Source organism: Nocardia wallacei, from assembly GCF_014466955.1.
GTDB lineage: Bacteria > Actinomycetota > Actinomycetes > Mycobacteriales > Mycobacteriaceae > Nocardia > Nocardia wallacei.
Window position 1 is genome coordinate 3,045,144 of sequence record NZ_AP023396.1, and the last position, 23,613, is coordinate 3,068,756.

Annotated in this window: 23 protein-coding genes; 16 read left to right on the forward strand and 7 right to left on the reverse strand. The window is 68.5% G+C overall.

Features of this window, described 5'->3' with window-relative positions; genetic code table 11:
• The first annotated feature begins 46 nt into the window (after positions 1–46).
• Genes NWFMUON74_RS13915 through NWFMUON74_RS13925 form a run of 3 tightly spaced genes read left to right on the forward strand, consistent with a single transcriptional unit; the run spans position 47 to position 3,186 of the window.
• Positions 47–874, forward strand: coding sequence for an enoyl-CoA hydratase/isomerase family protein (locus NWFMUON74_RS13915; protein ID WP_187688211.1), 828 nt, complete (start codon positions 47–49; stop codon positions 872–874).
• 3 nt (positions 875–877) lie between these two features.
• Entirely contained in the window at positions 878–2,023 is a 1,146-nt protein-coding gene (locus NWFMUON74_RS13920) for a thiolase family protein (protein ID WP_187688212.1), read from the forward strand.
• Between the two features lie 14 nt (positions 2,024–2,037).
• On the forward strand, positions 2,038–3,186 hold the full coding sequence (locus NWFMUON74_RS13925; RefSeq protein ID WP_187688213.1) for an acyl-CoA dehydrogenase family protein: 1,149 nt from the start codon (positions 2,038–2,040) through the stop codon (positions 3,184–3,186).
• 29 nt (positions 3,187–3,215) lie between these two features.
• Here the strand turns inward: NWFMUON74_RS13925 and NWFMUON74_RS13930 are convergent, their stop codons facing one another.
• Positions 3,216–4,163, reverse strand: coding sequence for an NADP-dependent oxidoreductase (locus NWFMUON74_RS13930; protein WP_187688214.1), 948 nt, complete (start codon positions 4,161–4,163; stop codon positions 3,216–3,218).
• Between the two features lie 164 nt (positions 4,164–4,327).
• On the opposite strand from NWFMUON74_RS13930, the gene NWFMUON74_RS13935 reads away from it, so the two are divergent.
• The 3 genes from NWFMUON74_RS13935 (at position 4,328) to NWFMUON74_RS13945 (ending at position 6,044) form a co-directional block, all read left to right on the forward strand.
• Complete coding sequence (locus NWFMUON74_RS13935) at positions 4,328–4,756, forward strand: ester cyclase (protein WP_187689146.1); 429 nt, start codon at positions 4,328–4,330, stop codon at positions 4,754–4,756.
• A gap of 41 nt (positions 4,757–4,797) precedes the next feature.
• Positions 4,798–5,430: a TetR/AcrR family transcriptional regulator gene (locus tag NWFMUON74_RS13940; protein WP_187688215.1), complete on the forward strand. Its 633-nt coding sequence runs from the start codon at positions 4,798–4,800 to the stop codon at positions 5,428–5,430.
• A 152-nt stretch (positions 5,431–5,582) separates the two neighbouring features.
• Entirely contained in the window at positions 5,583–6,044 is a 462-nt protein-coding gene (locus tag NWFMUON74_RS13945; protein WP_187688216.1) for a GNAT family N-acetyltransferase, read from the forward strand.
• Between the two features lie 16 nt (positions 6,045–6,060).
• Here NWFMUON74_RS13945 and NWFMUON74_RS13950 read toward each other — a convergent pair whose 3' ends face one another.
• Positions 6,061–6,660: a TetR/AcrR family transcriptional regulator gene (locus NWFMUON74_RS13950; protein ID WP_187688217.1), complete on the reverse strand. Its 600-nt coding sequence runs from the start codon at positions 6,658–6,660 to the stop codon at positions 6,061–6,063.
• A gap of 199 nt (positions 6,661–6,859) precedes the next feature.
• Here NWFMUON74_RS13950 and NWFMUON74_RS13955 point away from each other — a divergent pair, with 199 nt between their 5' ends.
• The 10 genes from NWFMUON74_RS13955 to NWFMUON74_RS14000 are packed head-to-tail and all read left to right on the forward strand — an operon-like array spanning position 6,860 to position 16,281.
• Positions 6,860–7,654, forward strand: coding sequence for an SDR family NAD(P)-dependent oxidoreductase (locus NWFMUON74_RS13955; protein WP_187688218.1), 795 nt, complete (start codon positions 6,860–6,862; stop codon positions 7,652–7,654).
• Positions 7,651–8,262: a carboxymuconolactone decarboxylase family protein gene (locus NWFMUON74_RS13960; RefSeq protein WP_187688219.1), complete on the forward strand. Its 612-nt coding sequence runs from the start codon at positions 7,651–7,653 to the stop codon at positions 8,260–8,262. Before NWFMUON74_RS13955 ends, NWFMUON74_RS13960 begins: the two co-directional genes overlap by 4 nt.
• Positions 8,259–9,527 (forward strand): aromatic ring-hydroxylating oxygenase subunit alpha, encoded by a 1,269-nt coding sequence (locus NWFMUON74_RS13965; protein ID WP_187688220.1) that lies wholly within the window; start codon positions 8,259–8,261, stop codon positions 9,525–9,527. The genes NWFMUON74_RS13960 and NWFMUON74_RS13965 overlap by 4 nt, the downstream gene beginning before the upstream one ends.
• Before the next feature lie 5 nt (positions 9,528–9,532).
• Complete coding sequence (locus tag NWFMUON74_RS13970; protein WP_187688221.1) at positions 9,533–9,868, forward strand: hypothetical protein; 336 nt, start codon at positions 9,533–9,535, stop codon at positions 9,866–9,868.
• A gap of 14 nt (positions 9,869–9,882) precedes the next feature.
• Positions 9,883–10,722, forward strand: coding sequence for a TauD/TfdA dioxygenase family protein (locus tag NWFMUON74_RS13975; protein ID WP_187688222.1), 840 nt, complete (start codon positions 9,883–9,885; stop codon positions 10,720–10,722).
• Positions 10,723–10,750: 28 nt separating this feature from the next.
• The gene (locus NWFMUON74_RS13980; protein ID WP_187688223.1) at positions 10,751–12,025 is read left to right on the forward strand and encodes an aromatic ring-hydroxylating oxygenase subunit alpha; all 1,275 of its coding nucleotides are present in this window, start codon (positions 10,751–10,753) and stop codon (positions 12,023–12,025) included.
• Positions 12,022–12,354 carry a hypothetical protein gene (locus NWFMUON74_RS13985; RefSeq protein ID WP_187688224.1) on the forward strand — a complete coding sequence of 111 codons (333 nt, stop codon included), beginning with the start codon at positions 12,022–12,024 and terminating at the stop codon, positions 12,352–12,354. The genes NWFMUON74_RS13980 and NWFMUON74_RS13985 overlap by 4 nt, the downstream gene beginning before the upstream one ends.
• Positions 12,351–13,595 (forward strand): metal-dependent hydrolase family protein, encoded by a 1,245-nt coding sequence (locus NWFMUON74_RS13990; protein WP_187688225.1) that lies wholly within the window; start codon positions 12,351–12,353, stop codon positions 13,593–13,595. Before NWFMUON74_RS13985 ends, NWFMUON74_RS13990 begins: the two co-directional genes overlap by 4 nt.
• A gap of 32 nt (positions 13,596–13,627) precedes the next feature.
• Positions 13,628–15,106, forward strand: coding sequence for an aldehyde dehydrogenase (locus tag NWFMUON74_RS13995; RefSeq protein WP_197987015.1), 1,479 nt, complete (start codon positions 13,628–13,630; stop codon positions 15,104–15,106).
• Between the two features lie 2 nt (positions 15,107–15,108).
• Positions 15,109–16,281 (forward strand): acyl-CoA dehydrogenase family protein, encoded by a 1,173-nt coding sequence (locus tag NWFMUON74_RS14000; protein ID WP_187688226.1) that lies wholly within the window; start codon positions 15,109–15,111, stop codon positions 16,279–16,281.
• A gap of 4 nt (positions 16,282–16,285) precedes the next feature.
• On the opposite strand, the gene NWFMUON74_RS14005 is transcribed toward NWFMUON74_RS14000, so the two are convergent.
• The 5 genes from NWFMUON74_RS14005 to NWFMUON74_RS14025 are packed head-to-tail and all read right to left on the reverse strand — an operon-like array spanning position 16,286 to position 23,596.
• On the reverse strand, positions 16,286–17,710 hold the full coding sequence (locus tag NWFMUON74_RS14005; protein WP_187688227.1) for an aldehyde dehydrogenase family protein: 1,425 nt from the start codon (positions 17,708–17,710) through the stop codon (positions 16,286–16,288).
• Positions 17,710–19,416 (reverse strand): thiamine pyrophosphate-binding protein, encoded by a 1,707-nt coding sequence (locus tag NWFMUON74_RS14010; protein ID WP_187688228.1) that lies wholly within the window; start codon positions 19,414–19,416, stop codon positions 17,710–17,712. The genes NWFMUON74_RS14005 and NWFMUON74_RS14010 overlap by 1 nt, the downstream gene beginning before the upstream one ends.
• An 8-nt stretch (positions 19,417–19,424) precedes the next feature.
• Complete coding sequence (locus NWFMUON74_RS14015; protein ID WP_187688229.1) at positions 19,425–20,336, reverse strand: SDR family NAD(P)-dependent oxidoreductase; 912 nt, start codon at positions 20,334–20,336, stop codon at positions 19,425–19,427.
• 28 nt (positions 20,337–20,364) lie between these two features.
• Positions 20,365–22,191, reverse strand: a complete 1,827-nt coding sequence (locus tag NWFMUON74_RS14020) for a flavin-containing monooxygenase (protein WP_187688230.1) — start codon at positions 22,189–22,191, stop codon at positions 20,365–20,367.
• Between the two features lie 49 nt (positions 22,192–22,240).
• Entirely contained in the window at positions 22,241–23,596 is a 1,356-nt protein-coding gene (locus NWFMUON74_RS14025) for an aromatic ring-hydroxylating oxygenase subunit alpha (RefSeq protein WP_187688231.1), read from the reverse strand.
• Positions 23,597–23,613 lie beyond the last annotated feature (17 nt).

The window sequence follows — 23,613 nt, forward strand, 5'->3', positions numbered from 1 at the left end:
GTGGTCGAGGCCGCGCAGGCGGGGCGGCCCGGGGCGGAGGCGCGGGATGAGCGGGGAACCGGTGTTGCTGACTGAGGATCGTGACGGTGTTCGTACGCTGACGTTGAATCGGCCGGGGCGGAAGAACGCGATCGATGCGGAATTGTGGAGGGCGCTGGCTGATGCGTTGCGGGAGGTGGCGGGGGATCGGTCGGTGCGGGCAGTGGTGATTGCGGGGGCGGGAGGCGCGTTCTGCTCGGGGGCGGATATTTCGGTGCCGGACAACACGCATCCGATCTATCGGATGCGGGCGCTCACCGATGTCGCGGTGTTGCTGCACGAGGTGCCACAGCCGACCGTGGCGAAGGTGGCGGGTGTGGCGGTGGGGGCGGGCTGGAATCTGGCGCTGGGGTGCGATCTCGTGGTGGCCACGCCGGAATCGACATTCGCACAGATCTTCGCTCGACGCGGGCTGTCGCTGGATCTGGGCGGGTCGTGGCTGCTGCCTCGGCTGGTCGGTCTGCAGCAGGCCAAGCGGCTGGCGCTGCTGGCTGAGACCATCGACGCGAGGCAGGCGCGTGAGCTGGGGCTGGTGACCTGGGTGGTGCCCGCGGAGGAGATCGACGAATTCGTGACCGACCTGGGTGGGCGTCTGGCCGACGGGCCGCCGGTGGCCCTCGCGCAAACCAAGGCCCTGCTGAACGGCGGTGCGGACGCGACACTGCGGGAGGCGCTCGCGGCCGAAGCCCGCGCGCAGGGTATCAACTTCGCGACCGCGGACGTCCCGGAGGCGTTCGCGGCCTTCGCCGAACGGCGCGAGCCCCAGTACACCGGCCGCTGGACCGTGCGCCGTCCGCCGCTGCGCGCGAGCGACGAATCCGAGAATGGGAGATAGCAGATGCGTGAGGTAGTCATCGCCGGAGCGGTCCGCACCGCCGTCGGCAAACGCAACGGCGGGTTGTCGGGGGTACATCCGGCCGACCTGTCCGCGCACGTCCTCACCGCGCTCGCCGACCGCACCGGCCTGGATCCGGCCGTGGTGGACGACGTGATCTGGGGTTGCGTCGCACAGGTGGGCGATCAGTCCAGCAATATCGGCCGGTACGCGGTGCTGGCGGCGGGCTGGCCGGAGAGCATTCCGGGCACCACGGTGAACCGGGCGTGCGGATCCAGCCAGCAGGCAGTGGATTTCGCGGCGCAGGCGGTCATGTCCGGGCAGCAGGACGTCGTCATCGCGGGCGGTGTCGAGGTGATGAGCCGGGTACCGCTGGGCGCGGCCCGCGCCTCCGGCCAGCCGTACGGGCCGAAGGCGCTGGCGCGCTACGACGACTTCTCCTTCAATCAGGGACTGTCGGCCGAATTGATCGCGCAGAAGTGGGGTTTCGGCCGCACTCAGCTCGACGAGTACTCCGCGCGGTCGCACGAGCGCGCCGCCGCCGCACAGGACGCGGGCGCGTTTTCCGGCCAGATAGTCTCTGTCACAACCGATTCCGGCGCGGTGACCGAGGACGAGGGTATTCGCCGGGGTACCACGGCGGAGAAGCTCGCCGGTCTGAAGCCCGCGTTCCGGGAGGACGGGGTGATCCACGCCGGGAACTCGTCGCAGATTTCCGATGGTGCCGCCGCGCTGGTGGTGACGACTCCGGCGAAGGCCCGCGAACTCGGGCTGACGCAGCTGGTGCGGTATCGCGCGGGCGCGGTCGCCGGATCCGATCCGGTGCTGATGCTCACCGGCCCGATTCCCGCGACCGAAAAGGCCGTGCGGAAGGCGGGTTTGCAACTCGCCGAGATCGGCGTGTTCGAGGTGAACGAGGCCTTCGCCCCCGTACCGCTGGCCTGGCTGGCCGAGACCGGGGCCGATCCCGCGCTGACCAATCCGCTCGGCGGCGCCATCGCGCTCGGCCATCCGCTCGGCGGCTCGGGCGCGGTGCTGCTGACCCGGATGATCCATCACATGCGCGACAACGGGATCCGCTACGGCCTGCAGACCATGTGCGAGGGCGGCGGCACCGCCAACGCCACCGTGGTCGAGCTGGTTTCCTGAACGGAGGCAACGGCGTGCGACGAGAACTGTTCACCGGCGACCACGAGGCGTTCCGGCGGCTGGCCCGGGATTTCATCGACAAGCGCATCGTGCCGGACTATCCCGAGTGGGAGAAGTCGGGCGTCATGCCGCTCGAAATCTTCGCGGAGATGGGCGAACTCGGGCTGCTCGGGTTCGCGCTGCCGGAGGAGTACGGGGGCGCGGGGCTGCGGGACTACCGGTACAACGTGGTGCTGCAGGAGGAGGCCGCCCGCGCGCTGGTCACCCTCGGCACCGTGCGTACCCAGCTCGACGTCATCCTGCCGTACTTCCTCGAATACGCCGACGCCGCACAGCGCGAGCGCTGGTTCCCGGGGCTCGCGACGGGCCGGCTGCTCACCGCGATCGCCATGACCGAGCCGGGCACCGGTTCGGATCTGGCGGGGATGCGGACCAGCGCGGTGCGCGACGGGGACCACTACATCCTCAACGGCGCCAAGACCTTCATCACCGGTGGCCTGCTCGCGGATCTGGTGATCGTGGTCGCCCGCACCGCCACCGATCCCGACAACCGCCGCGCCGGACTCACCCTGCTGGTCGTGGAGGACGGGATGGCGGGCTTCACGCGCGGGCGCATGCTGGACAAGATGGGCTGCAAGGTGCAGGACACCATGGAATTGTCGTTCACCGATGTCCGCGTGCCGCTGGAGAACCGGCTCGGCGAAGAAGGCGCGGCCTTCGGTTACCTCGGCCACAACCTGCCGCAGGAGCGGCTGACCGTGGCGGTCGGCTCGGTGGCCCAGGCCCGCGCCGCCATCGCCGCGACCATCGATTACACCAAGCAGCGCAACGCTTTCGGTACCACGGTCGCCTCGTTCCAGAACACCAAGTTCGAACTGGCCGCCATGTCCAGCGAGGTGGAGGCGGCGCAGACGATGATCGATCGGGCGGTGCGCGATCTGATCGACGGCGTGCTGTCCGGCGCGGACGCGGCGCGGGTGAAGCTGTTCTGCACCGAGGTCCAAGCCCGCGTCGTGGACCGCTGCCTGCAACTGTTCGGCGGCTACGGATACATGATGGAGTATCCGATCGCCCGGCTGTACACCGATGCGCGGGTGGCACGGATCTACGCGGGCACCAGCGAGGTCATGAAGATGATCGTGGCTCGGGATCTGGGCCTGTAGTTCCGTGTCGTCGTGAGCTCACCCCCGGTTCAGCGGTGCTCGGCGACGGTCAGCACCAGTTTGCCGATGGTGCGGCCCTTGCCGACGAGTTGGTTGGCTGCGACCGCCTGCTCCAGCGGTAGTTCCTTGTCGACGTGGACCCGCAGGGCGGCGTCGCGGACGAGGGTGGCGAGTGCCTCCAGTCCCGCGTGGTCCGGTTCGACCAGATACTCGGTGGCTCGCACGCCCAGTTCCGCCGCGCGCCGAGCCATGCCGGGGGACCAGGCGCCCTGGGCGTTGACGAGAATGCCGCCGGGGCGCAGGCATTCGAGGGCGCGGAGGGCGGACTCGCCACCGAACATCTGAATCACTATGTCGGCGTCGCGGACCGCCGTGGTGATGTCGGTGGCGGTGTAGTCCACGACCTCGTCGGCGCCGAGGGCGGTGAGGAAGTCGTGTTTGGCGGCGCGGGCGGTGGCGATCACGTGGGCGCCGCGGGCCTTGGCGATCTGCACGGCCAGGTGCCCGACGCCGCCCGCGGCCGCGGAGATCAGCACCCGGTCGCCCGGTCCGACTCCGGCTACGTCGACCAGCATCTGCCAGGCCGTGAGACCGGCGAGGGGAAGTGCGGCCGCCTCGGTGAAGCTCAGTTCTGCGGGCATGTGGGCGAAGTGGCGGGCGGGCGCGCTCACGTATTCGGCGTAGGCGCCCGCGGCGCGCGGGAACCACGGCATTCCGAAAACCTTGTCGCCGGGGCGGAAACGGGTCGTGCCGTAGCCGACCTGTTCCACCACGCCCGCGACGTCCCAGCCGTTGACGAACGGCAGGTCGAGCACGTGGTTGTAGGCCATGCCGCGAGCGGTGTAGTAGTCGACCGGGTTCACCCCCGCCGCAACCACTTTGACCAGGACCTCGCCGAAAACCGGTTCGGGCCGGTCTATTTCGGCCAGCCGCATGTTCTCCGGGGCGCCCCACTCCTGCTGTACCACTGCTCGCATGTCCTATCCTTCCATCATGTATATGGACGACCGTACTATTAGTTTTTCGGCTATGTCCAGTGTCTATCCGCATATTGACCGCTGAATGCCGCTGACTTATAGTCCGGTCGTCCACATAGTTCGACACCGGAGTGCGATGATGACCCCCACCCCCCACCGAGACGATCCGGGCCTATGCCGAGGCCAAGTCGCGCGCCGACGTCGCGGCCGCCCTCGCCGTCTGCCACGACGAGGCGGTCTTCGAGACCGTCCCGTTCCAGGCCGTCGCCCACGGTGCGACCGAGGCCGCGGCCCACTTCGGCGGCTTCTTCCGCGCCTATCCCGATTACACGGTGGAACTCGAATACCTTTGCGAGGCGGGCGATCGCGTGATCGGATCCGGGTGGGTGCACGCCACGATGGCGGGTTCGCTCGCCGGGATGGCACCGACCGGGCGGCGCTTCCGCGTGCCCTTCGCCTGCCATTGGCGGGTGCGGGCCGGACGCATCGTCCACGAGCGGTTCTTCTTCGATTTCCACCAGATGTGTGAACAGCTCGGCCTGTCCACCGATGACGCGGCGGCTCACTTCGCCGCTTGGCGGGCGGCCGCGTAGCGTGCGTGTTGTCCGGACGCCCGTCCATTAGACTGGCCGGCATGGATAAGCGGGTCCTACGTGGTCTCCAGTCCCGGCAGCTCATCCTGGACCGGGCGATGGACATCGCCTCGGTGGAGGGGCTGGAGAGCCTGTCCGTGCGGCGGCTCGCCACCGAACTCGAGGTGAGCAAGAGCGGTGTGTTCGCGCAGTTCGGCTCCAAGGAGGAACTGCAATTGGCGACCGTGCGGGCGGCCATCGACGTGTTCACCGCGAAAGTCGTCCGCCCGGCGCGCAAGACACCGGCCGGGATTCGCCGGGTCCGCGCGCTGTCGGAGGCGTGGTTCCAGTACGTGCGGCAACCGGTGTTCGAGGGTGGTTGCTTCTTCATCGCGACGGCGCCGGAATTCGACTCCCGGCCCGGCCGCGTGCGCGACGCCATCGCCGCGGCTCGCCGTGACTGGCAGACCCTGTACGCGGCCACGATCGCCGAGGCGCAGTCGTCGGGTGAGATCCGTGCCGACGTCGACCCCGCCGACCTCGCCTTCGAACTCGACGCCCTGGCCCGCATGGCCGCCGAGGATGCCATCCTGTTCGACGACGACCGGCGCTACGCCCGCGCCGAGGCCCTCATCCTCACCCGCCTCCGCGCCGCCGCCACCGACCCCACCCTGCTCGGCGGCGCCTCCCGCTGAGTTCACCTACCGAATCTTCTCCTCCCACCTGATGTCCGGCCCCTTCACCTACTCATAGCGGTATCGCGCTGAGCCGTCCCTTGGCGAGGGGCTATGGCGGTGGCTGTGGGGGCTGACGGTCAACTGATCCAGGAACCGCCCACACTGGTCGGATGGAGATCAGGGTGGCGGGGCTGGATGATGTGTCTGCGTTCTCGCGCTTGGCTTCTCAGGTGGAGCATTGGTTCGGGCCGATGGTTGGTGAGCCCGAGTTCCAGGCGTCGGTGCGGCGGATCGTCGGGCGCGCAACCGCGCTCGTCGCCGTGCGGGAGTCGGACATTGTCGGAGGGTTGTTGTTCGGGGGACAGACGCCGGTGTTCCATATTCGCTGGCTTGTGGTCGCGGAAGCCCAGCGCGGGAAGGGGATTGGGGGCGCGCTGGTTGCCGAGGCGCGTAAGAGATTCGTCCGGACTCCGGCGACCATTGAGGTGATCACCTTCGGATCCGACCATCCGGGCGCGGCTCTCAGCGGGGCGCGGAGGTTCTACGAAGGGCTCGGGTTCGTCCCGGCGGAGACAGCGGCACCGGGGCCGGAAGGTGGTGCGCGGCAGGTGTTTCGGATGATTCTCGACTGAGGGTGCGAGGGGGGACTCAGGGGGTAGGGGGTTGTCGCTCGCCCTCCAAATCGTGGAGGAGGGATTCGATGAGGTGGATTATGTCGGCGTGGCCGGCGGCTATGTCGAAGGCTTCCTCCATGCGGAGGAAGCGGGAGATGCTGGACATGAGCAGGACTACGGCGGCGGGGGTGTAGGTGTCGGATTCGTAGCCGTAGTCGGCGAAGATCTTCGTGACGGCTTCGAGTTGGAGGGTGCGGAAGCGCTTGGAGGATTCGGCGATCTCGGTGCGGATCGTCTTGCGGTGGTTGGCCAGGGCGACGAATTCCATCGTCAGCGCGTTCTGGGACTGTTCGTGGATCGACTCCCACAGCGACCACAGTGGTTGCGGTGCGGCCAGCGCCTCCACCTGTAGCTGGTAGCTGCGTTCGGCGCCGCGGCGGAACAACTCGGCGAACAGGTTGTCCATGGTGCCGAAGTAGTAGTAGACGAGCGCGGAGTTGGCGCCCGCCCGGGCGGCCAGCCGCCGCGTACTCACCGCGGCGTACCCCTCCTCGAGCATGATCTGCTGCGCCGCGTCCAGGAGGGCGGCGCGGGTCGCGGAGTTCTCGGGGTCGGCGCTGCGGCCCGGTTTCATCTGGTGCCCTCCTGGTGGCGTCGGTGCAGCTCAGTGTACGGCCGCCCGGATGGGCGGCCTGCCGGGCGGTTGTGGGAAGTGTTCCGCGCGAAGGCTATTGACAGCCCCGAACGGCCTGCCGTATATCTTAATCACTCGCCTAAATTAGGCAGTCGATTAACATGGTCGGCCCGGTTCCCGGAGTAGAGGAGTCCGAACGATGAGCAGCCTCGCGGCCACCGCCCGCACCTCCGATTCCGGCGGGCCGTCGCGCGGCCGGGTCGCGGTCGTGACCGGCGGCGCCTCCGGTATGGGAGCGGCCATCTGCCGCGCCTTCGCCGGCCACGGCCACCGCACCGCCGTGCTGGACATCGACGCGGCCGCCGCGCAGCGGACCGCGGACGAACTGCGGGCCGCGGGCGGCACCGCGCTGGCGTGCGCCCTCGATGTGACCGACCGCGACGCGGTCGAGGAGGCGCTGGGCAAGGTCCGCGCCGAGTTCGGCCCGGTGGAGATCCTGGTGACCAGTGCGGGCGCGGTCGGATTCGCGCCCTTCACCGAGATCACCCCCGCGCAGTGGCACCGCATCATCGAGGTGAATCTGACCGGCACGTTCCATTGCGTACAGGCCGCGATCCCCGACATGGTGACCGGCGGCTGGGGCCGGATCGTGACGATCTCCTCGTCCAGCGCGCAGCGCGGCTCACCGGGCATGGTGCACTACACCGCGGCCAAGGGCGCCGTGGTCGCGATGACCAAGGGGCTGGCCCGCGAATACGCCACCCGGGGCATCACGGTGAACACCATCCCGCCCTCGGGCATCGACACTCCCATGTCGCGCCGCTCGCAGGACGCCGGGCACCTGCCCGACAACGCCACGATGGCGAAGGCGATCCCGGTGGGCCACCTGGGCACCGGGGACGATATCGCCGCCGCGTGTCTGTTCCTGTGCTCGGACGCGGCGGGTTACATCACCGGCCAGGTACTGGGCGTGAACGGCGGGGCGGTCATATGACCGCGCCCCGGCTGGCGCCGCTGCCACCCGAGCAGTGGGACGAGCCCGCGCGAAACATGTTGCGGGGCAAGGTGAGCCTGGCCGACCGCTACCTGTCCGGCGCACCCGACGCCCCGCCCATGCCGAACATCCTCGGCGTGCTCGGACATCACGCCGAACTGGCCGGAGCCTGGCTGGGCTACAACGGAACACTGCTGGAGCGGTCCGCGCTCGACGCCCGAGACCGCGAACTGATCATCCTGCGGGTGGCCTGGCGCACCGACTCGACCTACGAGTGGGCGCAGCACGTGCGCCTGGCGACGCGCGCCGGTGTCACCGAAGCGGAGATCGCCGCGGTGGCCCGCGGGCACGCCGCGCCGGTGTGGACCGCGTCGGACCAAGTGCTGCTGGCGGCCGCCGACCAGCTGCTCGACCGGCACGCCGTCGATGACGCCACGTGGGCGGAACTGGTGCGGCACTTCGACATTCGGCAGGTGCTCGAGGTGCTGTTCGTCGCCGGTTCCTATCTGTGCCTGGCGCTGGTGTGCAACAGCGTCGGCCTGCAACTCGACTCGGATATGGCACCGCCGCCGACTTTCGCACGACCGGAAACGGAGGAACGACCGTGAGCCAATGGCCCAAGCCCGCCGAGGGCAGCTGGACACAGCACTATCCCGACCTCGGCACGTCGATGATCTCGTTCGAGGATTCGGTGTCCCCGGAGTTCTTCGAACTCGAACGCGAGGCGATCTTCAAGCGCGCGTGGCTCAATGTCGGCCGGATCGAACAACTTTCACGCACCGGCAGTTACTTCACCAAGGAGATCGAGGCCGCGCGCACCTCGGTGATCGTGGTGCGCGACCGCGAGGGCGAGATCAATGCCTTCCACAATGTGTGCCGCCACCGCGGCAACAAGCTCATGTGGAACGACTTTCCGCGCGAGGAGGTGTCGGGCACCTGCCGCCAGTTCACCTGCAAGTACCACGGCTGGCGCTACGACCTCGACGGCTCGCTGAATTTCGTGCAGCAGGAGGGCGAGTTCTTCGACCTGGACAAGGGCGAATTGGGCCTGGTGCCCGTGCACTGCGACATCTGGGCGGGCTTCGTCTTCGTCAACCTGGACCCGAATCCGCGGCCGCGCCAGACGCTGCGGGAGTTCCTGGGCCCCATGGTCACCGCCCTCGACGGCTACCCGTTCGAGAAGATGACCGAATGGTATGTCTTCAGCGCCGACAACCAGAGCAACTGGAAGTTGTTCGCCGACGCCTTCCAGGAGTACTACCATGTCCCGGGCCTGCATCCGCAGCAGGTGCCCAATCCGGTCCGCACCGGAAAAGGCTTCGAGTGCGCGCACTTCCAGGTCGACGGCCCGCACCGGATGGTGTCCACGGGCGGCGCGCGGCGGTGGACGCTCCCCGCGGAGTACATGTATCCGATCGAACGCATCACCCGCAGCGGCCTGGTCGGGCCGTGGGAGTCGCCGGATATCGGTGAGCCGCCCGGCCTGAATCCCGGCCGCATCGAACCGTGGGGCATCGACAATTTCCAGATCTTCCCCAATATCGAGATCCTCATCTACCGCGGCTGGTACCTGCTCTACCGGTACTGGCCGACCTCCTACAACACCCACCGCTTCGAATGCGTGCTTGCCTACCAACCGGCGCGCACCGTGCGGGAACGGGTCGAGCACGAGGTGTCCTCGGTGGTGTTCAAGGAATTCGCGCTGCAGGACGCGGGCATGCTGACCGGCACCCAGACCGCGCTGGAATCGGCCTACCGCACCGCCGGGCTCACCCACTTCCCGGTCAACGATCAGGAAATCCTGGTCCGGCATTTCCACAAGGCCGTCGCCGACCGGGTCGACGAGTACCGGCGCGAACTGGCGGGGGTGTGACGCCCATGGCCGCAGACCTGCTACCCCCCGAATTCGCCGAGTTCGAGCCCTTCGCGCACACCTGGTGCCTGGCAACGGAATCCGAACGCTGGGCGCGCCGCATGGCCGCCACCATGCCGGAGCTGGTGGCCTTCCACGACGCCTTCCTGCCGCGGCTGGACGAGGCCATCGCCTACTGTGACAAATTCCCCCTCGACGATCTGCCCGACGACGCGCTGCACCTGCTGCACCTGGTGTATTCGCTGGTGATGGTCGCCATGGCGGTCGAGATCTTCCAGCAGACCAGACCCACCGACAGCGCCGACGCCGAGATCACCCGGATCGCCGAACCGGTGCCGTGAGAAGGACGGACATTATGACGATCACCATCGACAAGCTCGGCCACAACGTCGGCGCGGAGGTCAAGGGTGTCGACCGCGATCGGCTGCTGGCCGACGACACCGTGGCCGACGCGGTGCTGGCGGCCCTCGAGGACAACGGCGTGCTGGTCTTCCGCGATCTGCACCTGGATCCGGAGACGCAGGTGGCATTCTGCCGCAAACTCGGCGAGATCGACACCGAGGCCGGCCACCATCCGGTCGAGGGCATCTACCGGGTCAGCCTCGACACCACCAAGAACTCCTCGGCGAGCTACCTGCGCGCGACGTTCGACTGGCACATCGACGGCTGCACGCCGCAGGACGACGCCTACCCGCAGATGGCCACCATGCTGACCGCCAAGGCCGTGGCCGCCACCGGCGGGGAGACCGAATTCGCCTCCACCTACAAGGCTTACGACAACCTCGCCGACGCCGAGCGGACGCGGCTGGCGTCGCTGCGGGTCGTGCATTCGCTGGAGGCCTCGCAGCGGCTGGTGACCCCCGACCCGACGCCCGAGCAGCTGGCCGTGTGGCGTAGCCGCCCGGTGAAGGAACATCCGCTGGTCTGGACGCACAAGTCCGGGCGCCGCTCGTTGGTGCTGGGCGCCTCGACCGATCACGTCGTCGGCATGGACCCGGTGCGGGGCCGGGCGCTGCTGGACGACCTGCTGCGCCGGTGCACCGCCCCGGACCGGGTGTACCGGCACGAATGGTCGGTCGGCGACACCGTCATCTGGGACAACCGCGGCGTGATCCATCGCGCCGCGCCGTACGAGCCGGATTCGCCGCGAGAGATGTTGCGCACCACCGTGCTCGGTGACGAACCGATCCGATAGCCCCGCCCCACCACGCCAGGAGAACACCATGCCTCGTTGGCCCAAGCCCGCCGAAGGCAGCTGGACCCAGCACTATCCGGAACTCGGCACCGCGCCGATGTCCTACGACGACTCCATCACCCCGGAGTTCTTCGAACTCGAGCGGGAGGCGATCTTCAAACGCGCCTGGCTCAATGTGGGCCGGGTGGAGCAGCTTCCGCGCACGGGCAGTTATTTCACCAAGGAGATCGCGGCCGCGCACACGTCGGTGATCGTGGTGCGCGACCGGGAGGGGAACGTCAACGCCTTCCACAACATCTGTCGCCACCGCGGAAACAAGCTGGTGTGGAATGACTTTCCGCGCGAGGAGGTGTCGGGGACCTGCCGCCAGTTCACCTGCAAGTACCACGGCTGGCGCTACGACCTCGACGGCTCGCTGAATTTCGTGCAGCAGGAAGAGGAGTTCTTCGACCTGGACAAGGACGCGCTCGGCCTGGTGCGCGTGCACTGCGACGTGTGGGCGGGGTTCATCTTCGTCAACCTCGACCGGGAGCCGCGGCAGTCGTTGCGAGAGTTCCTGGGCCCCATGGTGACCGGGCTGGAGGGCTATCCGTTCGACAAGCTCACCCAGCGGTTCACCTACCGGTCCGAGGTCGGCGCCAATTGGAAGCTGTACATGGACGCGTTCCAGGAGTTCTATCACGCGCCCGTGCTGCACGGTAAGCAGACGCCGGACAACTACTCCATGGCCGCGCAGCAGGCCGGTTTCGAGGCGCCGCACTACCGCCTCGACGGACCGCACCGGCTGGTGAGCACCTCGGGCGTGGTCACCTGGGAACTCGACCCTTCGATGCGCAAGCCGATGGAGGACATCACCCGCAGCGGCCTGTTCGGGCCTTGGGACGTGCCGGATCTGGGGGAGATGCCCGCGGGCCTGAATCCGGCCGGTTGCGATCCGTGGGGGCTCGACTCGTTCCAGCTGTGGCCCAATTTCGTGATCCTGATCTGGTCCGGCGGGTGGTATCTGACCTATCACTACTGGCCGACCTCGCACAACACCCACACCTTCGAGGGCAATCTGTACTTCATGCCCGCCCGCACCGCCCGCGACCGGGTCGCGCACGAGATGGCGGCGGTGACGTTCAAGGAGTACGGGTTGCAGGACAGCAGCACGCTGGAGGCGACGCAGCTGATGCTGGAATCCCGTGCGGTGACGACTTTTCCGCTCAACGATCAGGAAATCCTGCTGCGGCACCTGCACAAGGTGGCCGGTGACTGGGTGGACGAGTACCGGCGCGAGCGCGCGGAGGCGGTGCGGTCATGAGCGATCTGTTGCCGGCCGAGTTCGCCGACCTCGAACCGTTCGCCGAAAAATGGTGCCTGGCAAGCGAAACCGAACGTTACGCGCAACGGCTCGCCAGCACCATGGACGAGATGCAGCGGTTCTACGACGCGATCACCCCGCGTGCGGAGGAGGTGATCGGCTACTGCGACAAGTTCGCGCTCGACGATCTGCCCGACGAGGTGCAGAACCTGCTGTACCTGCTGTATTCGATGATCCAGGTGTCGTTCCCGGTGGAGGTCTGGAGCCAGCCCCGCATTCCGGACACCGGCGTGGCCGCGCTGGAATGCGTCCTGGAGCCGCATCCATGAGCGCGAAACACACCGTCCTGCGCGCGGCCCGATGGGTCGACGTCGACACCGGCCGGGTGCACTCGCCCGCGTCGATCCTGGTGGAGGACAACGCCATCGCCGCCGTCGATCCGGCGCAGACGCCCGCCGACGCGCGAGTGGTCGAGCTGGGTGACCTGACGCTGCTGCCGGGGTTGATGGATATGGAGATCAACCTGCTCATCGGCGGCCCGGAGAATCCGTCGGGGCTGCCCCACCCGATGCACGGCGTGCAGGACGACCCGGTCTACCGGACGCTGCGGGCCACGGTCAACGCCCGCACCACCCTGCACGCCGGATTCACCACCGTGCGCAATCTCGGCCTGATGGTGAAGACCGGCGGCTACCTGCTGGACGTCGATCTGGGCCGGGCCATCGAGCAGGGCTGGGTGGAGGGGCCGCGCATCGTCGGGGCCGGGCACGCCATCACCCCGACCGGCGGGCACCTCGATCCCACGATGTTCCAGCGCCTCGCCCCGCACATCATGCCGCTGAGCGTGGAGGAAGGGCGCGCCAACGGGGTGCCGCAGGTGCGGGAATGTGTGCGGTATCAGATCAAATACGGCGCCGAGGTCATCAAGATCTCGGCCTCGGGCGGGGTGATGTCGCACGGCACCGTCGCAGGGGCGCAACAGTATTCCGACGAGGAGTTGGCCGCGATCGTCGACGAGGCGCATCGCGCCGGTGTCCGGGTCGCCGCGCACGCCCACGGCGACGCCGGGATCCGCGCGTGCATCCGGGCGGGCGTGGACTGCATCGAGCACGGGTCGCTGGCCTCCGACGACACCATCGCCATGATGGTCGACCACGGCACGTTCCTGGTGCCCACCAGCTACCTGTCCGAGGGGCTGGATGTCTCCAAAGCCGCTCCCGCACTACAGCAGAAGGCCGCCGAGGTGTTCCCGAGGGCGCGGGAGACGCTGCGCAAGGCCATCGCCGCCGGAGTCAAGATCGCCTGCGGCACCGACGCTCCCGCCGTCCCGCACGGCGACAACGCCAAGGAACTGTGGGCGCTGGTCGACCGGGGTATGACGCCCGCGCAGGCCTTACGCGCCGCCACCGTCACCAGCGCCGAACTCATCGGCGCGGACGACCGCGGACGCCTGGCGGCGGGACTGCTGGCCGATATCATCGCCGTCCCGGGCGATCCCACCGCCGACATCACGGTGCTGCAGGATGTGCGGTTCGTGATGAAGGACGGCCGAATCGCCAAGCAGCCCTGAGCGTCCGAGCACACCGACCAGGAGGTCACATCATGGCCGAGGCCGTGCTGTCACGGCAGCAGCTGTACATCGGCGGTGCGTGGGTCACGCCCGGCACCGCCGACACCATCGAGGTGATCTCGCCGCACACCGAGCAGCCCGTTGCCCGGGTGCCCGCGCCGGGACACGCGGACGTCGATCGTGCGGTCGCGGCGGCGCGTACGGCCTTCGACGCGGGGCCGTGGCCGCGGCTGGATCCGAGTGAACGCATCGCCGTGGTGCGCGAGCTGGCCGAGCGTTTCCGGCCGCGTCAGGAGGAACTCGCGCAGCTGATCACCACCGAGATGGGCGCCCCGATCACCTTCTCCCGCTCGGCGCATGCCCGGCTGCCCGGCGCGATGATCGGCGCCCTCGCCGATGTCGCCGCGAAACACCCGTGGCACGAGACGCGCCGCGGGGCGTTCGGCGGTGCGGTCGAGGTGTATCGAGAGCCGGTCGGGGTGGTCGCCGCGATCATCCCGTGGAACATGCCGATGTTCCTGACCGTGGCGAAGCTGGTGCCCGCCCTGCTCGCCGGGTGCACGATCGTGCTCAAGCCCTCGCCGGAGACGCCGCTGGATGCCTACTTCATGGCCGATCTACTGGACGGGCTGGACGTGCCGCCCGGTGTGGTCAGCATCCTGCCCGGGGATCGTGAGGTCGGCCGGTATCTGGTCGCGCATCCGGGCGTGGACAAGGTGTCGTTCACCGGGTCCACCGCGGCGGGCCGGGAGGTGGCCGCAGCGTGCGGTGCCGCGCTGCGCCGGGTCGGTCTCGAGCTGGGCGGCAAATCCGCCGCGGTCGTGCTCGATGACGCCGATCCGGAGGCCGTCGCCGCGGGCACAGCCGTGGCAGGGCTGATGAACGGCGGCCAGGCTTGCGTCGCGCAGACCCGAATTCTGCTGCCGCGCAGCCGTTATCACGACTATGTTGACGCGCTGGCGAGCATGGTGGAGAACCTTTCCGTCGGTGACCCGTTCGACCCTGCCACTCGGATCGGCCCCCTGGTGACCGAGCGCCAGCAGCTGCGGGTCTCCGGTTACATCGAGCAGGGGCGGCGCGAGGGCGCCCGGCTGCTGGTCGGCGGCCTCGGGTTCCCCGACGGCCTCGACCGCGGCTGGTATGTGCGGCCCACACTGTTCGTCGATGTCGACAACGGTATGCGGATCGCCCAGGAGGAGATCTTCGGGCCGGTGCTCGGGGCGATCGCCTACGACGACGAGGACGACGCCGTGCGGCTCGCCGACGCGACCGAGTACGGGCTGTCCGGCTCGATCTGGACCTCCGACATCGAGCGCGGCCGCGCCGTGGCGCGCCGAATTCGCAGCGGCACACTGGGAATCAACCAGGCATACAGCATGGACCCGGCCGCGCCGTTCGGCGGCGTCAAGGCCAGCGGCATCGGCCGCGAGTTCGGGCCCGAAGGTTTGGACGGGTTCCTCGACACCAAATCCGTCTCCGTCGCCGGGGCGGACGGCCGGAGCGGAGGATAGCCGTGCGACTGACCTTCGACGAGGATGTGGAGCGCTTCCGCGCCGAGTTCGTGGCCTTTCTGGACGAGCATTTGCCCGCAGAGGCCGAAGCGGTCGAGCGGGCGCGTTCCACCGCGCACATTCCCGAGTGGGCCCGCCGCTGGCAGCGCGTGCAGTTCGAGCACGGCTGGCTGATCCCGGGGTATCCGCCGCGCTTCGGTGGCCGGGACGCCGGGGTGCTGCAGCAGTATGTGCATCAGGAAGAACTGGCCGAGCGCCGGATCTATCAGACCTTCAATCCGCAGGGGCTGGGGATCGTCGCCGCCTCCCTGATCACCTTCGGCACGCCCGAACAGCAACAGCGCTGGGCGATCCCGATCCTGCGTGGTGAGCGCACCGCGTCGCTCGGGATGAGTGAACCCGGCGCGGGGTCGGATCTGGCGAGCCTGCGCACCCGGGCGGTGCTCGACGGCGATCACTTCGTGGTCGACGGCCACAAGATCTGGACGTCGGGCGCGCACGACGCGGATGTGCTGCTCGCCTTCGTCCGGACCGATCCCGGCGCGGCGAAGCATCGTGGCATCTCGGCGCTGCTGATCCCGACCGATCTCCCGGGCGTGGAGCGCCGGCCGTTCGCCTCGGTCACCGCCCGGCACGACGTGGACCTGAACGAGGTGTTCTTCCGCGATGTCGTGGTACCCGCCGAGAACCTGGTCGGCGAGTTGCACCGCGGCTGGGCCGTGGCCAACGGGTCGCTCGGCCACGAACGCACTCTGCTGTGGCTCAGCTACGCCGACCGGTTGGACCATCTGCTCGAGCAGTTTCATCCGGCGACCGAGTTGGATGCCGACCGCTACGCCGGCTTGGTTCTCGACAGCTACGCCCTGCGCCTGCTCGGCTCGGCCGCCTTGGCCCGCGCGGCCCGCGGCGAGGTCGACGTCGCCGCCCTCTCGGTGCTGAAGCTGCTCGGCTCCGAGGCCATCCAGCACGCCACCGAAAGTGCCCTCGCCGCAACGGGTTCCGATGGACTGGATCAGGATGCCGTCACCGGCCGGTTCAGCCCGCTCAACCCCGAGGCCACCGCGCCCGGCTGGTTCGAGCGCTACGCCCGCAGCTTCGCCCACACCATCGCGGGCGGCACCTCCGAAATCCAGCGCAATATCATCGCCCAACGCGTGCTCGGCCTGCCACGGTGACGGATTACTCCGCCGCGTAGCCCAGGATGGCCTTGGTCTCCAGGTACTCCTCGAAGCCGTCCTGGCCCCACTCCCGGCCGTTGCCGCTCTTGCGGTAGCCGCCGAAGGGGGCGCGGAAGTCGAAGGCGTCGTTGACGGTCACCCATCCGGCGCTGATGCGGCGGGCGACGGCGCGGGCCTGATCGAGGTCGGCGCCCGCGACATTGGCGGCGAGGCCGTACTCGGTGTCATTGGCGATCTCCACGGCCTGGTCGAGGTCGTCGTAGCCGAGGATGGTCAGCACCGGGCCGAAGATCTCCTCGCGGGCGATGGTCATGTCGTTGGTGACGTTCGCGAACACGGTCGGTTTGACGTAATAGCCCTTGGTCAGGCCCTCGGGACGGCCGGTGCCGCCGGTCACCAGCGTGGCGCCCTCGTCGATGCCCTTCTGGATCAGCGCCTGGATCTTGTCGAACTGGGCACCCGACACCACGGGCCCCAGCGCGACGTCTCCGGTCGGATCACCCACGGACAGTTGCGAAGCCGCGTCCCGGGCCGCCGCGACGGCGTCGTCCATGCGGGTGCGCGGCACCAGCATCCGCGACAGTGCGCTGCAGGTCTGGCCGGAGTTGTTCATCAGGGTCGCGACCGCGCTGCCGACATTGGCCGCCAACCGCGCGTCGTCGAGGACGATGTTCGGGCTCTTGCCGCCCAGCTCCTGGGTGACCCGCTTGACGGTGGGCGCGGCGCTCCTGGCGATCTCGATGCCCGCGCGGGTGGAACCGGTGAAAGAGATCAGGTCCACGCCGGGATGCGCGGACAGCGGCGCGCCCACGCTCGGCCCGTCGCCCTGCACCAGATTGAAGACCCCGGCGGGAACGCCTGCGGCATCGAGGATCTCGGCGAAGATCTGCCCGCTGAACGGCGACTGTTCCGACGGCTTGAGCACCACCGCGCACCCGGCGGCCAGGGCCGGGAAGACCTTCACCGCGATCTGGTTCAGCGGCCAGTTCCACGGCGTGATCAGTCCGCACACCCCGATGGGCTCCTTGACGATCAGGGTGGCCCCGCGCGGCTGCTCGAACGAGTAGTTCTCCAGTACCTCGAGCACCGTGGCCAGATGCCCGGCGCCGAGGTCGACCTGGAAGCCGCCCGCCAGCGCGGCCGGGGCGCCCATCTCCTCGGTCAGCGCGGCGGCGAGATCCCCGCGGCGCCGGTCGTATTCGGCGCCGATCGCGCGCAATACCGCCAGCCGATCCACGACGGGGGTGGCCGCCCAGGCCGGGAACGCCTGCCGGGCGGCCGCGACCGCCAGGTCGACATCGGCGGCCGACCCGCGCGCGACCCGTCCGGCGATCTCCTCGGTGGCCGGGTTCACCACGTCGAACGTCTGTGCCGCGGCCGGATCGGTCCACTTGCCGCCGATGTAGAACTTCGAATACTCGCGCATCACTGCTGTCCTTCCGCGTACCAGGTGCGGAACTCGTCGTAGCTCGGCATTTCCTCCGAGTTCGCCTTCGGGTCGACGGCGACGTGGACGACGCCGGGCTTCCCGCTGGCGTAGGCCCGTTTGATCGCGGGTGCGATGTCCTCGTCGCGTTCGACGTATTCGCCGTAGCAGCCGAAGCCTTCGGCCACCTTGTCCAGCCGCACGTCCTTGCTCCAGTGCACGCCGGTCTCCAGCGACCCGTGCCCGAAGGTGCGCTTGTAGACACCGACCTCCAGCCCCCACGCGTAGTCCACGCCGACCACGCACACGAGCGGAAGATTAAGTCGCGCAGCGGTTTCCAGCTCGGCGATCTGGAACTGGAACGACGAGTCGCCGGTGACCAGCATGACCGGCCGCTTGCCGCCGTCGGCCACCGAGGCGCCCACGGCGTAGGGCAGGCCCGTGCCCAGATGGCCGAAGTTCTGGTTCCAGATCACGTCGTGGGGCTTGGCCTGCGAGTAGGTCCAGCCGAAGATCGTGGTGGCGCCGCCGTCGCGGACCATGATGCCGTCCGGCGGGAACGCCTTGGTGGCCTCCACGATCATCCGCGCGGGATGCACCGGGCTCGCGCCGGCGGGCGCGGTCTCGGCCAGCTCCGCCAGCTGCGCGGCGTCCTGCTCGATCCAGCGCCGCAGCTCCGGCGTCGGCGTGCGCGGGGTGTCCCGCAACGCCTCCACCAGCTGCGGCACGATGGCCCGCAGGTCGCCGACGAGCGGCACGTCGATCGGGCGGTTCACGCCGATGGCCGCTGGATCCTGTTCGATCAGAATCCATTTCCGGTTCGCCTCGTTGGCCACCCAGTGCCGTCCGCGCCCGAAGTGCACCGGTTCGCCGAGTTCGGTGCCGATGGCCAGCACCAGATCCGACTGCACCACCGCCTCCAGCCCGGCCTTGGAGAAGCCGTACGCGAAGGTGCGATCCTCCAGCCCCTTGATGTAGGAGGTGCCGCCGGAGGTCTGCAGCACCGGGCCCGCGACCAGATCGGCCAGCGCTTTCACCGACTCCCCGGCCCGCGCGGTGTGCACGCCGTGCCCGACCAGCAGGATGGGCTGCTTCGCCGCCTGGATGTATGCCACCGCCTCGGCCACCTTGTCGGGACCGGCGGTCTGGCCGACGAGCCGATAAGCCCTGGGCGGCAACACCGGTGGCGCGTCGAGTTCGGCGGTGATCACGTGCGACGGATACTCGATGTACACCGGTCCCGGCGTGCCCGACAGCGCCTTGCGCAGGCCCTCGCGGATGATCTCGTCGGTCTGGTCCGCGTATTCGATACTGGCGCTGTATTTCACCGAGTTCTCGATCAGCGGCGCCTGCTGCACGAACTGGATCCGGCCGCGGCGTACCCGTTGCTCGGTGATCCGGGCGCGCTGCCCGCCGAGGAATACGATGGGGGAGTTCTCCACCTTGGCGCACATCACCGAACCGGCCAGGTTCGCGATGCCCGGGCCGAGCGTGGCGATGGCCAGCGCGGCCTTGCCGGTCATCCGCGACACCGCCTCCGCCATGAAACCGGCGGACTCCTCGTGGTGCGGCGCGACCACATTCCAGCCGCGCTCCTCGGCGAGATGGAACAGGTGCACGAAGTTCGGATCGGGGATACCGAAGATCGTGCTGATGCCCTCGGCCTCGAAGAGGTCGAGAATGCGTTCGTAGACCTTGACTGCCATGCCTGTCCTCACTTCCCTGCCCTGGCCATCGCGAAGCTTCTGCCGATGTGGTCGGCATGGGCCGACGCGGGCGGCAGGATCCAGGAGTTGTCGGTATTGCGAATCTCGTCGATGCGCGCGGCGACCTCGCCGACGGTCCACGAGGGCTGATACACGCCCGGCGTCTCGGCGATATAGGCCCGCGCCAGCCGGCCCGCGATCGACACCAGCAATTCGCCACTGAGCGTGCAGGTTTCGTGCGCCAGGTAGCCGACGGCGGGTGCCACGAGTTCCGGCCGCATGTCCGGATAGGCCGAGGTGTCGATGCCCGCGGCCATCCGGGTGAGCGCCGAGGGCACGATGACGTTGGATTTGACGCCCACGTCGGCGCCCTCCAGCGCGACCACGCTGGACAGTCCGATCACCCCGGCCTTGGCGACGGCGTAGTTGGCCACCGCCTTGTTGCCGTAGAGGCCGCCGATGGAGGAGGTCAGCACCACCCGCCCGTACCCGGCCTTGCTCATCACCGGGAAACCGGCGCGCACCACGTGGAAGGCGCCGCGCAGATGCACGTCCACGACGGCCTCGAAATCCTCGTAGCTCAGCTCGGTCAGCGATCCGTAGCGGACGTTGCCCGCGTTGTGGATCAGGATGTCGAGGCGGCCGAAATGGTCCAGGGCCGATTCGACGATCGCCCGCCCGCCCGCCGCCGTGGCCACCGAGTCGGTGTTGGCCACCGCCTCGCCCCCGGCGTCCTTGATCGCCCGGGCCGCCGCCGCGGCCACATCGGCCTCGAAGACGTCGCCGCGGGTGGTGCCGCCGACGTCGTTGACGACCACCTTCGCGCCCAGGGCGGCAAGGAGTTCGGCGTAGGCGCGGCCCAATCCCCGTCCGGCGCCGGTGATCACGGCGACGCGATCGTCGAATCTCAGTTCAGGCACGGTGTTCGGTCCTCTCCGGCTGGACGTATCACTTTTTCAAGGTCAAGCCCGCCAGGTCGCCCGCGTCTCGCCAGCCCTGCAACATTTCCTCGAGCACGTAGAAGCCGCCCCAGAACGGGTCGCCGAGGAACGAGCGCCCGTTCGGCTCGCCCTCGCTGTTGTAGTAGCCGGGCGTGCACTCCGAGACGAAGGTGCTGTTGTCGACGGTGTTCGCGCGGATGGTCTGTACCCAGCCGGCCTCGGCGTCGGCGGTGGGTTCCACCACGGTGGCGCCGCGCTGCTGGGCCTGCTCGACGATGTAGGCGATGTGGTCGGCCTGCTGCTCGAACATCAGGGTGGTGGCCGCGGTGACGCCGCCCTGGATGAACCCGGTGAAGTAGATGTTCGGGAACCCGTGCGTGGTGATGCCGTGCAGCGTCCGGAAACCCTTGCCCCAGTGTTCGTAGAGCGAGCGGCCGCCGCGGCCGGTGAACGGCTCGATGTCGTACTGGCGGTCCAGGGAGGTGGTGATCTCGAAGCCGCTGGCGAAGATGATGCAGTCGACCTCGTGCTCGACGCCGTGGGCGAGGATGCCCTGCGCGGTGATGCGCTCGACGCCCTTGGTGTCGGAGACGTCGACCAGCGTCACGTTGGGGCGGTTGAAGGTCGGCAGGTACTCGTCGTTGAAGACCGGCCGCTTGCACATGTTGCGGTAGTAGGGCTTGAGCTTCTCGGCCGTCTCCGGATCCTCGACGATCTCCTCGACCCGCCGCCGCAGCCGCTCCATCGCCCGGTAGTCCTCGATCTCCTTGAGCTCCAGGAACTTCGCCGGATCGGCGAGCGCGGCCCAGCCGCCCGTCGCGTTCAGCTTCGCGGCCAGGTTGCGCGCGACCTCGGTCCAGCCGTCGCAGATGAGGTCCGGCTCGCCGGGGCTGTAGAACGCGAAGGCGGCGTTGTGGAAGTTGCGCTGCCGCTCCGCCCGCCAGCCCGGCCGCAGCGACTTCACCCATTCCGGGTCGGTGGGGTAGTTGTCGCGTTCGAAGATGTAGGACGGGGTGCGCTGGAAGACGGTGAGATGCTTCGCATCCCGGGCCAGATGCGGAATCGCCTGCACGGCAGTCGATCCCGTGCCTATGATGGCGACCTTCTTGTCGGCGAGGCGGTCCAGGCCGCCGTGCAGGTTCCCGCCGGTGTACTCGTAGTCCCAGCGTGCGGTGTGGAAGGTGTGGCCCCGGAAGTCCTTGATGCCGGGGATACCGGGCAATTTCGGCCGGTTGTAGGGACCTTGGCACATCACCACGAAGCGGGCGCGGATATCGTCGCCCCGGTTGGTGCCGATCCGCCAGCGCTCGATCTCCTCGTCCCATTCCAGCGAACGGGTCAGGGTATGGAAGATCGCCTTGTCGTAGAGGCCGAAATGCTTCCCGATGCGCTGGGCGTGTTCGTAGTTCTCGTCGCCGTGGGTGAACTTCTCGGTCGGCATGTAGCCGGTTTCCTCGAGCAACGGCAGATAGGTGTACGCGTCCGAGTCGACCTGGATCCCCGGATAGCGATTCCAGTACCAGACCCCGCCGAAATCGCCGCCCAGCTCCACGATCCGGAAATCCGTGACACCCGCACGCAGCAGCCGGTGGGCGGTGATGAGCCCCGCGAAACCGCCGCCCAGAACGACGACCTCGATATCGGCCGAGATCGGGGCGCGCGGCACCACGGGCAGATGCGGATCGCGTTCGTAGAATTCCGCGAACTCGTCCTCGGCCTCGAGGTACTGCTGCTGGCCGTCGGGCCGGAGCCGCTTGTCCCGCTCCGCCAGGTATTTGCGGCGCAACGCCTCCCTGTCGACGTCGGGCGTTACCGTGGGCTCGCAGTGTCGCATTCGGATGTCCTAGATCTCTTGCTCGAAATTCGTGGGTGGGATGCCACGGTCAGGTCAGCTCGCGGGGCTCGCCGGCGCCCATGTACGAGGCGAGGTTGTGATGCAGGTTGACGATGCTGCGTTCGCGGTACGGGTTGGGCTTGGCGCCGCTGAAGCCGCGCGACTTCAAACCCTTCTGCACCGCGGCCATGTTCGAGAAGTCCTGCGGCAGCACGGTTCTCCAGTTCGGATCGCCCTCGGGCGTGTACTCCCACGCGGTCTCCGGTTCCTCGCCGGGCGGGAACAGCTCGAACACCGCCGCCTCGAAGATGCACTTGTCCGGGTCGTAGCCGTAGGGCCGGAACCGATAGCACAGCATGTTGTTGAGCGCGTGGCCGATCTGGAAGTTGGGGAAGATCTGCCAGGCGGTGCCGGCCCGGGCGACGATATCGGGATCGACCTTCGGCCAGACCACTCCGCGCGCCTCGTCCTCGGCGCGGGCGGTGTCGAGCCAGTAGCGCAGCACCTCGTTGGCGGGGGTGCCCTCGGGCAGCTCGTCGACCAGCCGGTTCGCGACGTCGACCAGGGTGCGGGTGGTGTTGGTGTTGGCGTTCTCCCAGGTGAAGTTCTGCAGCGTGGCCGTCGACACCCGGGCGTCGGGCCCGGCGCCGAGGCGCACCTTGGCCTGGTTCTCCTCCATGCCCTTCGGCGCGTCGTAACCGATGTTGCTGTGCTTGCCCTGCGCCCGCGCCCAGCCCAGGAACTGGCCGAAGTTCATGAACTCCGGGTGGGTGTATGGCACGTGGTAGGTCTCCATGAATGCCTCGAAGGCGACCTTCCAGTTGCAGTCGAAGGTCAGCCACCGGCGCCACCGGTAGCGCATCTTCTCCAGTTCGAAATGCTCGAGCAGGCTGGCGGCGGGTTCCAGATAGTCGCGCAGCGGTCCGGCGTCGGGATCCAGATTGATCCAGATCCAGCCGCCCCAGGTGTCCACCTGCACTCGATTCAGCCCGTCGTTGCCGGTCAGGCCGCACGGCCAGTCCTCGCGTTCGGCCACGAAGGTGTTGTTGCCCTCCAGGTCGTAGCGCCAGCCGTGGAAGCCGCAGACGAACTGCTTGCGGCTGCCGCGGGCGTCGTGCGCGCCCGGCGGGGTATCGATGAGGCGGCGGCCGCGGTGCGCGCACACGTTGTGGTAGGCGCGGATGGTGTCCGGGGCGGTGCGCACCACGATGATCGAATCGTCCTGGATCTCATAGGTCAGGAAGTCACCGACACGGGGAATCTCCTCCACCCGGTCGACCTGCTGCCACACCTTGGCCCAGAGTCTGTCGCGTTCGGCGCGCGCGTATTCCTCGGAGATGTACGCGTCCACGCCGATGACCAGCGGGGTCGACAGCGGTTCCGATCGCAGATCGGTTTCGGTCATCACATCCTCCTCATGGG

Coding starts and splice junctions, on each gene's coding strand:
- NWFMUON74_RS13930 (WP_187688214.1), bottom strand. CDS start 4,163: ATGCGAGCAGTGGTACAGCAGGAGTGGGGCGCCCCGGAGAACATGCGG.
- NWFMUON74_RS13980 (WP_187688223.1), top strand. CDS start 10,751: ATGCCTCGTTGGCCCAAGCCCGCCGAAGGCAGCTGGACCCAGCACTAT.
- NWFMUON74_RS13990 (WP_187688225.1), top strand. CDS start 12,351: ATGAGCGCGAAACACACCGTCCTGCGCGCGGCCCGATGGGTCGACGTC.
- NWFMUON74_RS13940 (WP_187688215.1), top strand. CDS start 4,798: ATGGATAAGCGGGTCCTACGTGGTCTCCAGTCCCGGCAGCTCATCCTG.
- NWFMUON74_RS13995 (WP_197987015.1), top strand. CDS start 13,628: ATGGCCGAGGCCGTGCTGTCACGGCAGCAGCTGTACATCGGCGGTGCG.
- NWFMUON74_RS13960 (WP_187688219.1), top strand. CDS start 7,651: ATGACCGCGCCCCGGCTGGCGCCGCTGCCACCCGAGCAGTGGGACGAG.
- NWFMUON74_RS13985 (WP_187688224.1), top strand. CDS start 12,022: ATGAGCGATCTGTTGCCGGCCGAGTTCGCCGACCTCGAACCGTTCGCC.
- NWFMUON74_RS13920 (WP_187688212.1), top strand. CDS start 878: ATGCGTGAGGTAGTCATCGCCGGAGCGGTCCGCACCGCCGTCGGCAAA.
- NWFMUON74_RS13950 (WP_187688217.1), bottom strand. CDS start 6,660: ATGAAACCGGGCCGCAGCGCCGACCCCGAGAACTCCGCGACCCGCGCC.
- NWFMUON74_RS14025 (WP_187688231.1), bottom strand. CDS start 23,596: ATGACCGAAACCGATCTGCGATCGGAACCGCTGTCGACCCCGCTGGTC.
- NWFMUON74_RS13915 (WP_187688211.1), top strand. CDS start 47: ATGAGCGGGGAACCGGTGTTGCTGACTGAGGATCGTGACGGTGTTCGT.
- NWFMUON74_RS13955 (WP_187688218.1), top strand. CDS start 6,860: ATGAGCAGCCTCGCGGCCACCGCCCGCACCTCCGATTCCGGCGGGCCG.
- NWFMUON74_RS13945 (WP_187688216.1), top strand. CDS start 5,583: ATGGAGATCAGGGTGGCGGGGCTGGATGATGTGTCTGCGTTCTCGCGC.
- NWFMUON74_RS14010 (WP_187688228.1), bottom strand. CDS start 19,416: ATGGCAGTCAAGGTCTACGAACGCATTCTCGACCTCTTCGAGGCCGAG.
- NWFMUON74_RS13975 (WP_187688222.1), top strand. CDS start 9,883: ATGACGATCACCATCGACAAGCTCGGCCACAACGTCGGCGCGGAGGTC.
- NWFMUON74_RS14020 (WP_187688230.1), bottom strand. CDS start 22,191: ATGCGACACTGCGAGCCCACGGTAACGCCCGACGTCGACAGGGAGGCG.
- NWFMUON74_RS13970 (WP_187688221.1), top strand. CDS start 9,533: ATGGCCGCAGACCTGCTACCCCCCGAATTCGCCGAGTTCGAGCCCTTC.
- NWFMUON74_RS14005 (WP_187688227.1), bottom strand. CDS start 17,710: ATGCGCGAGTATTCGAAGTTCTACATCGGCGGCAAGTGGACCGATCCG.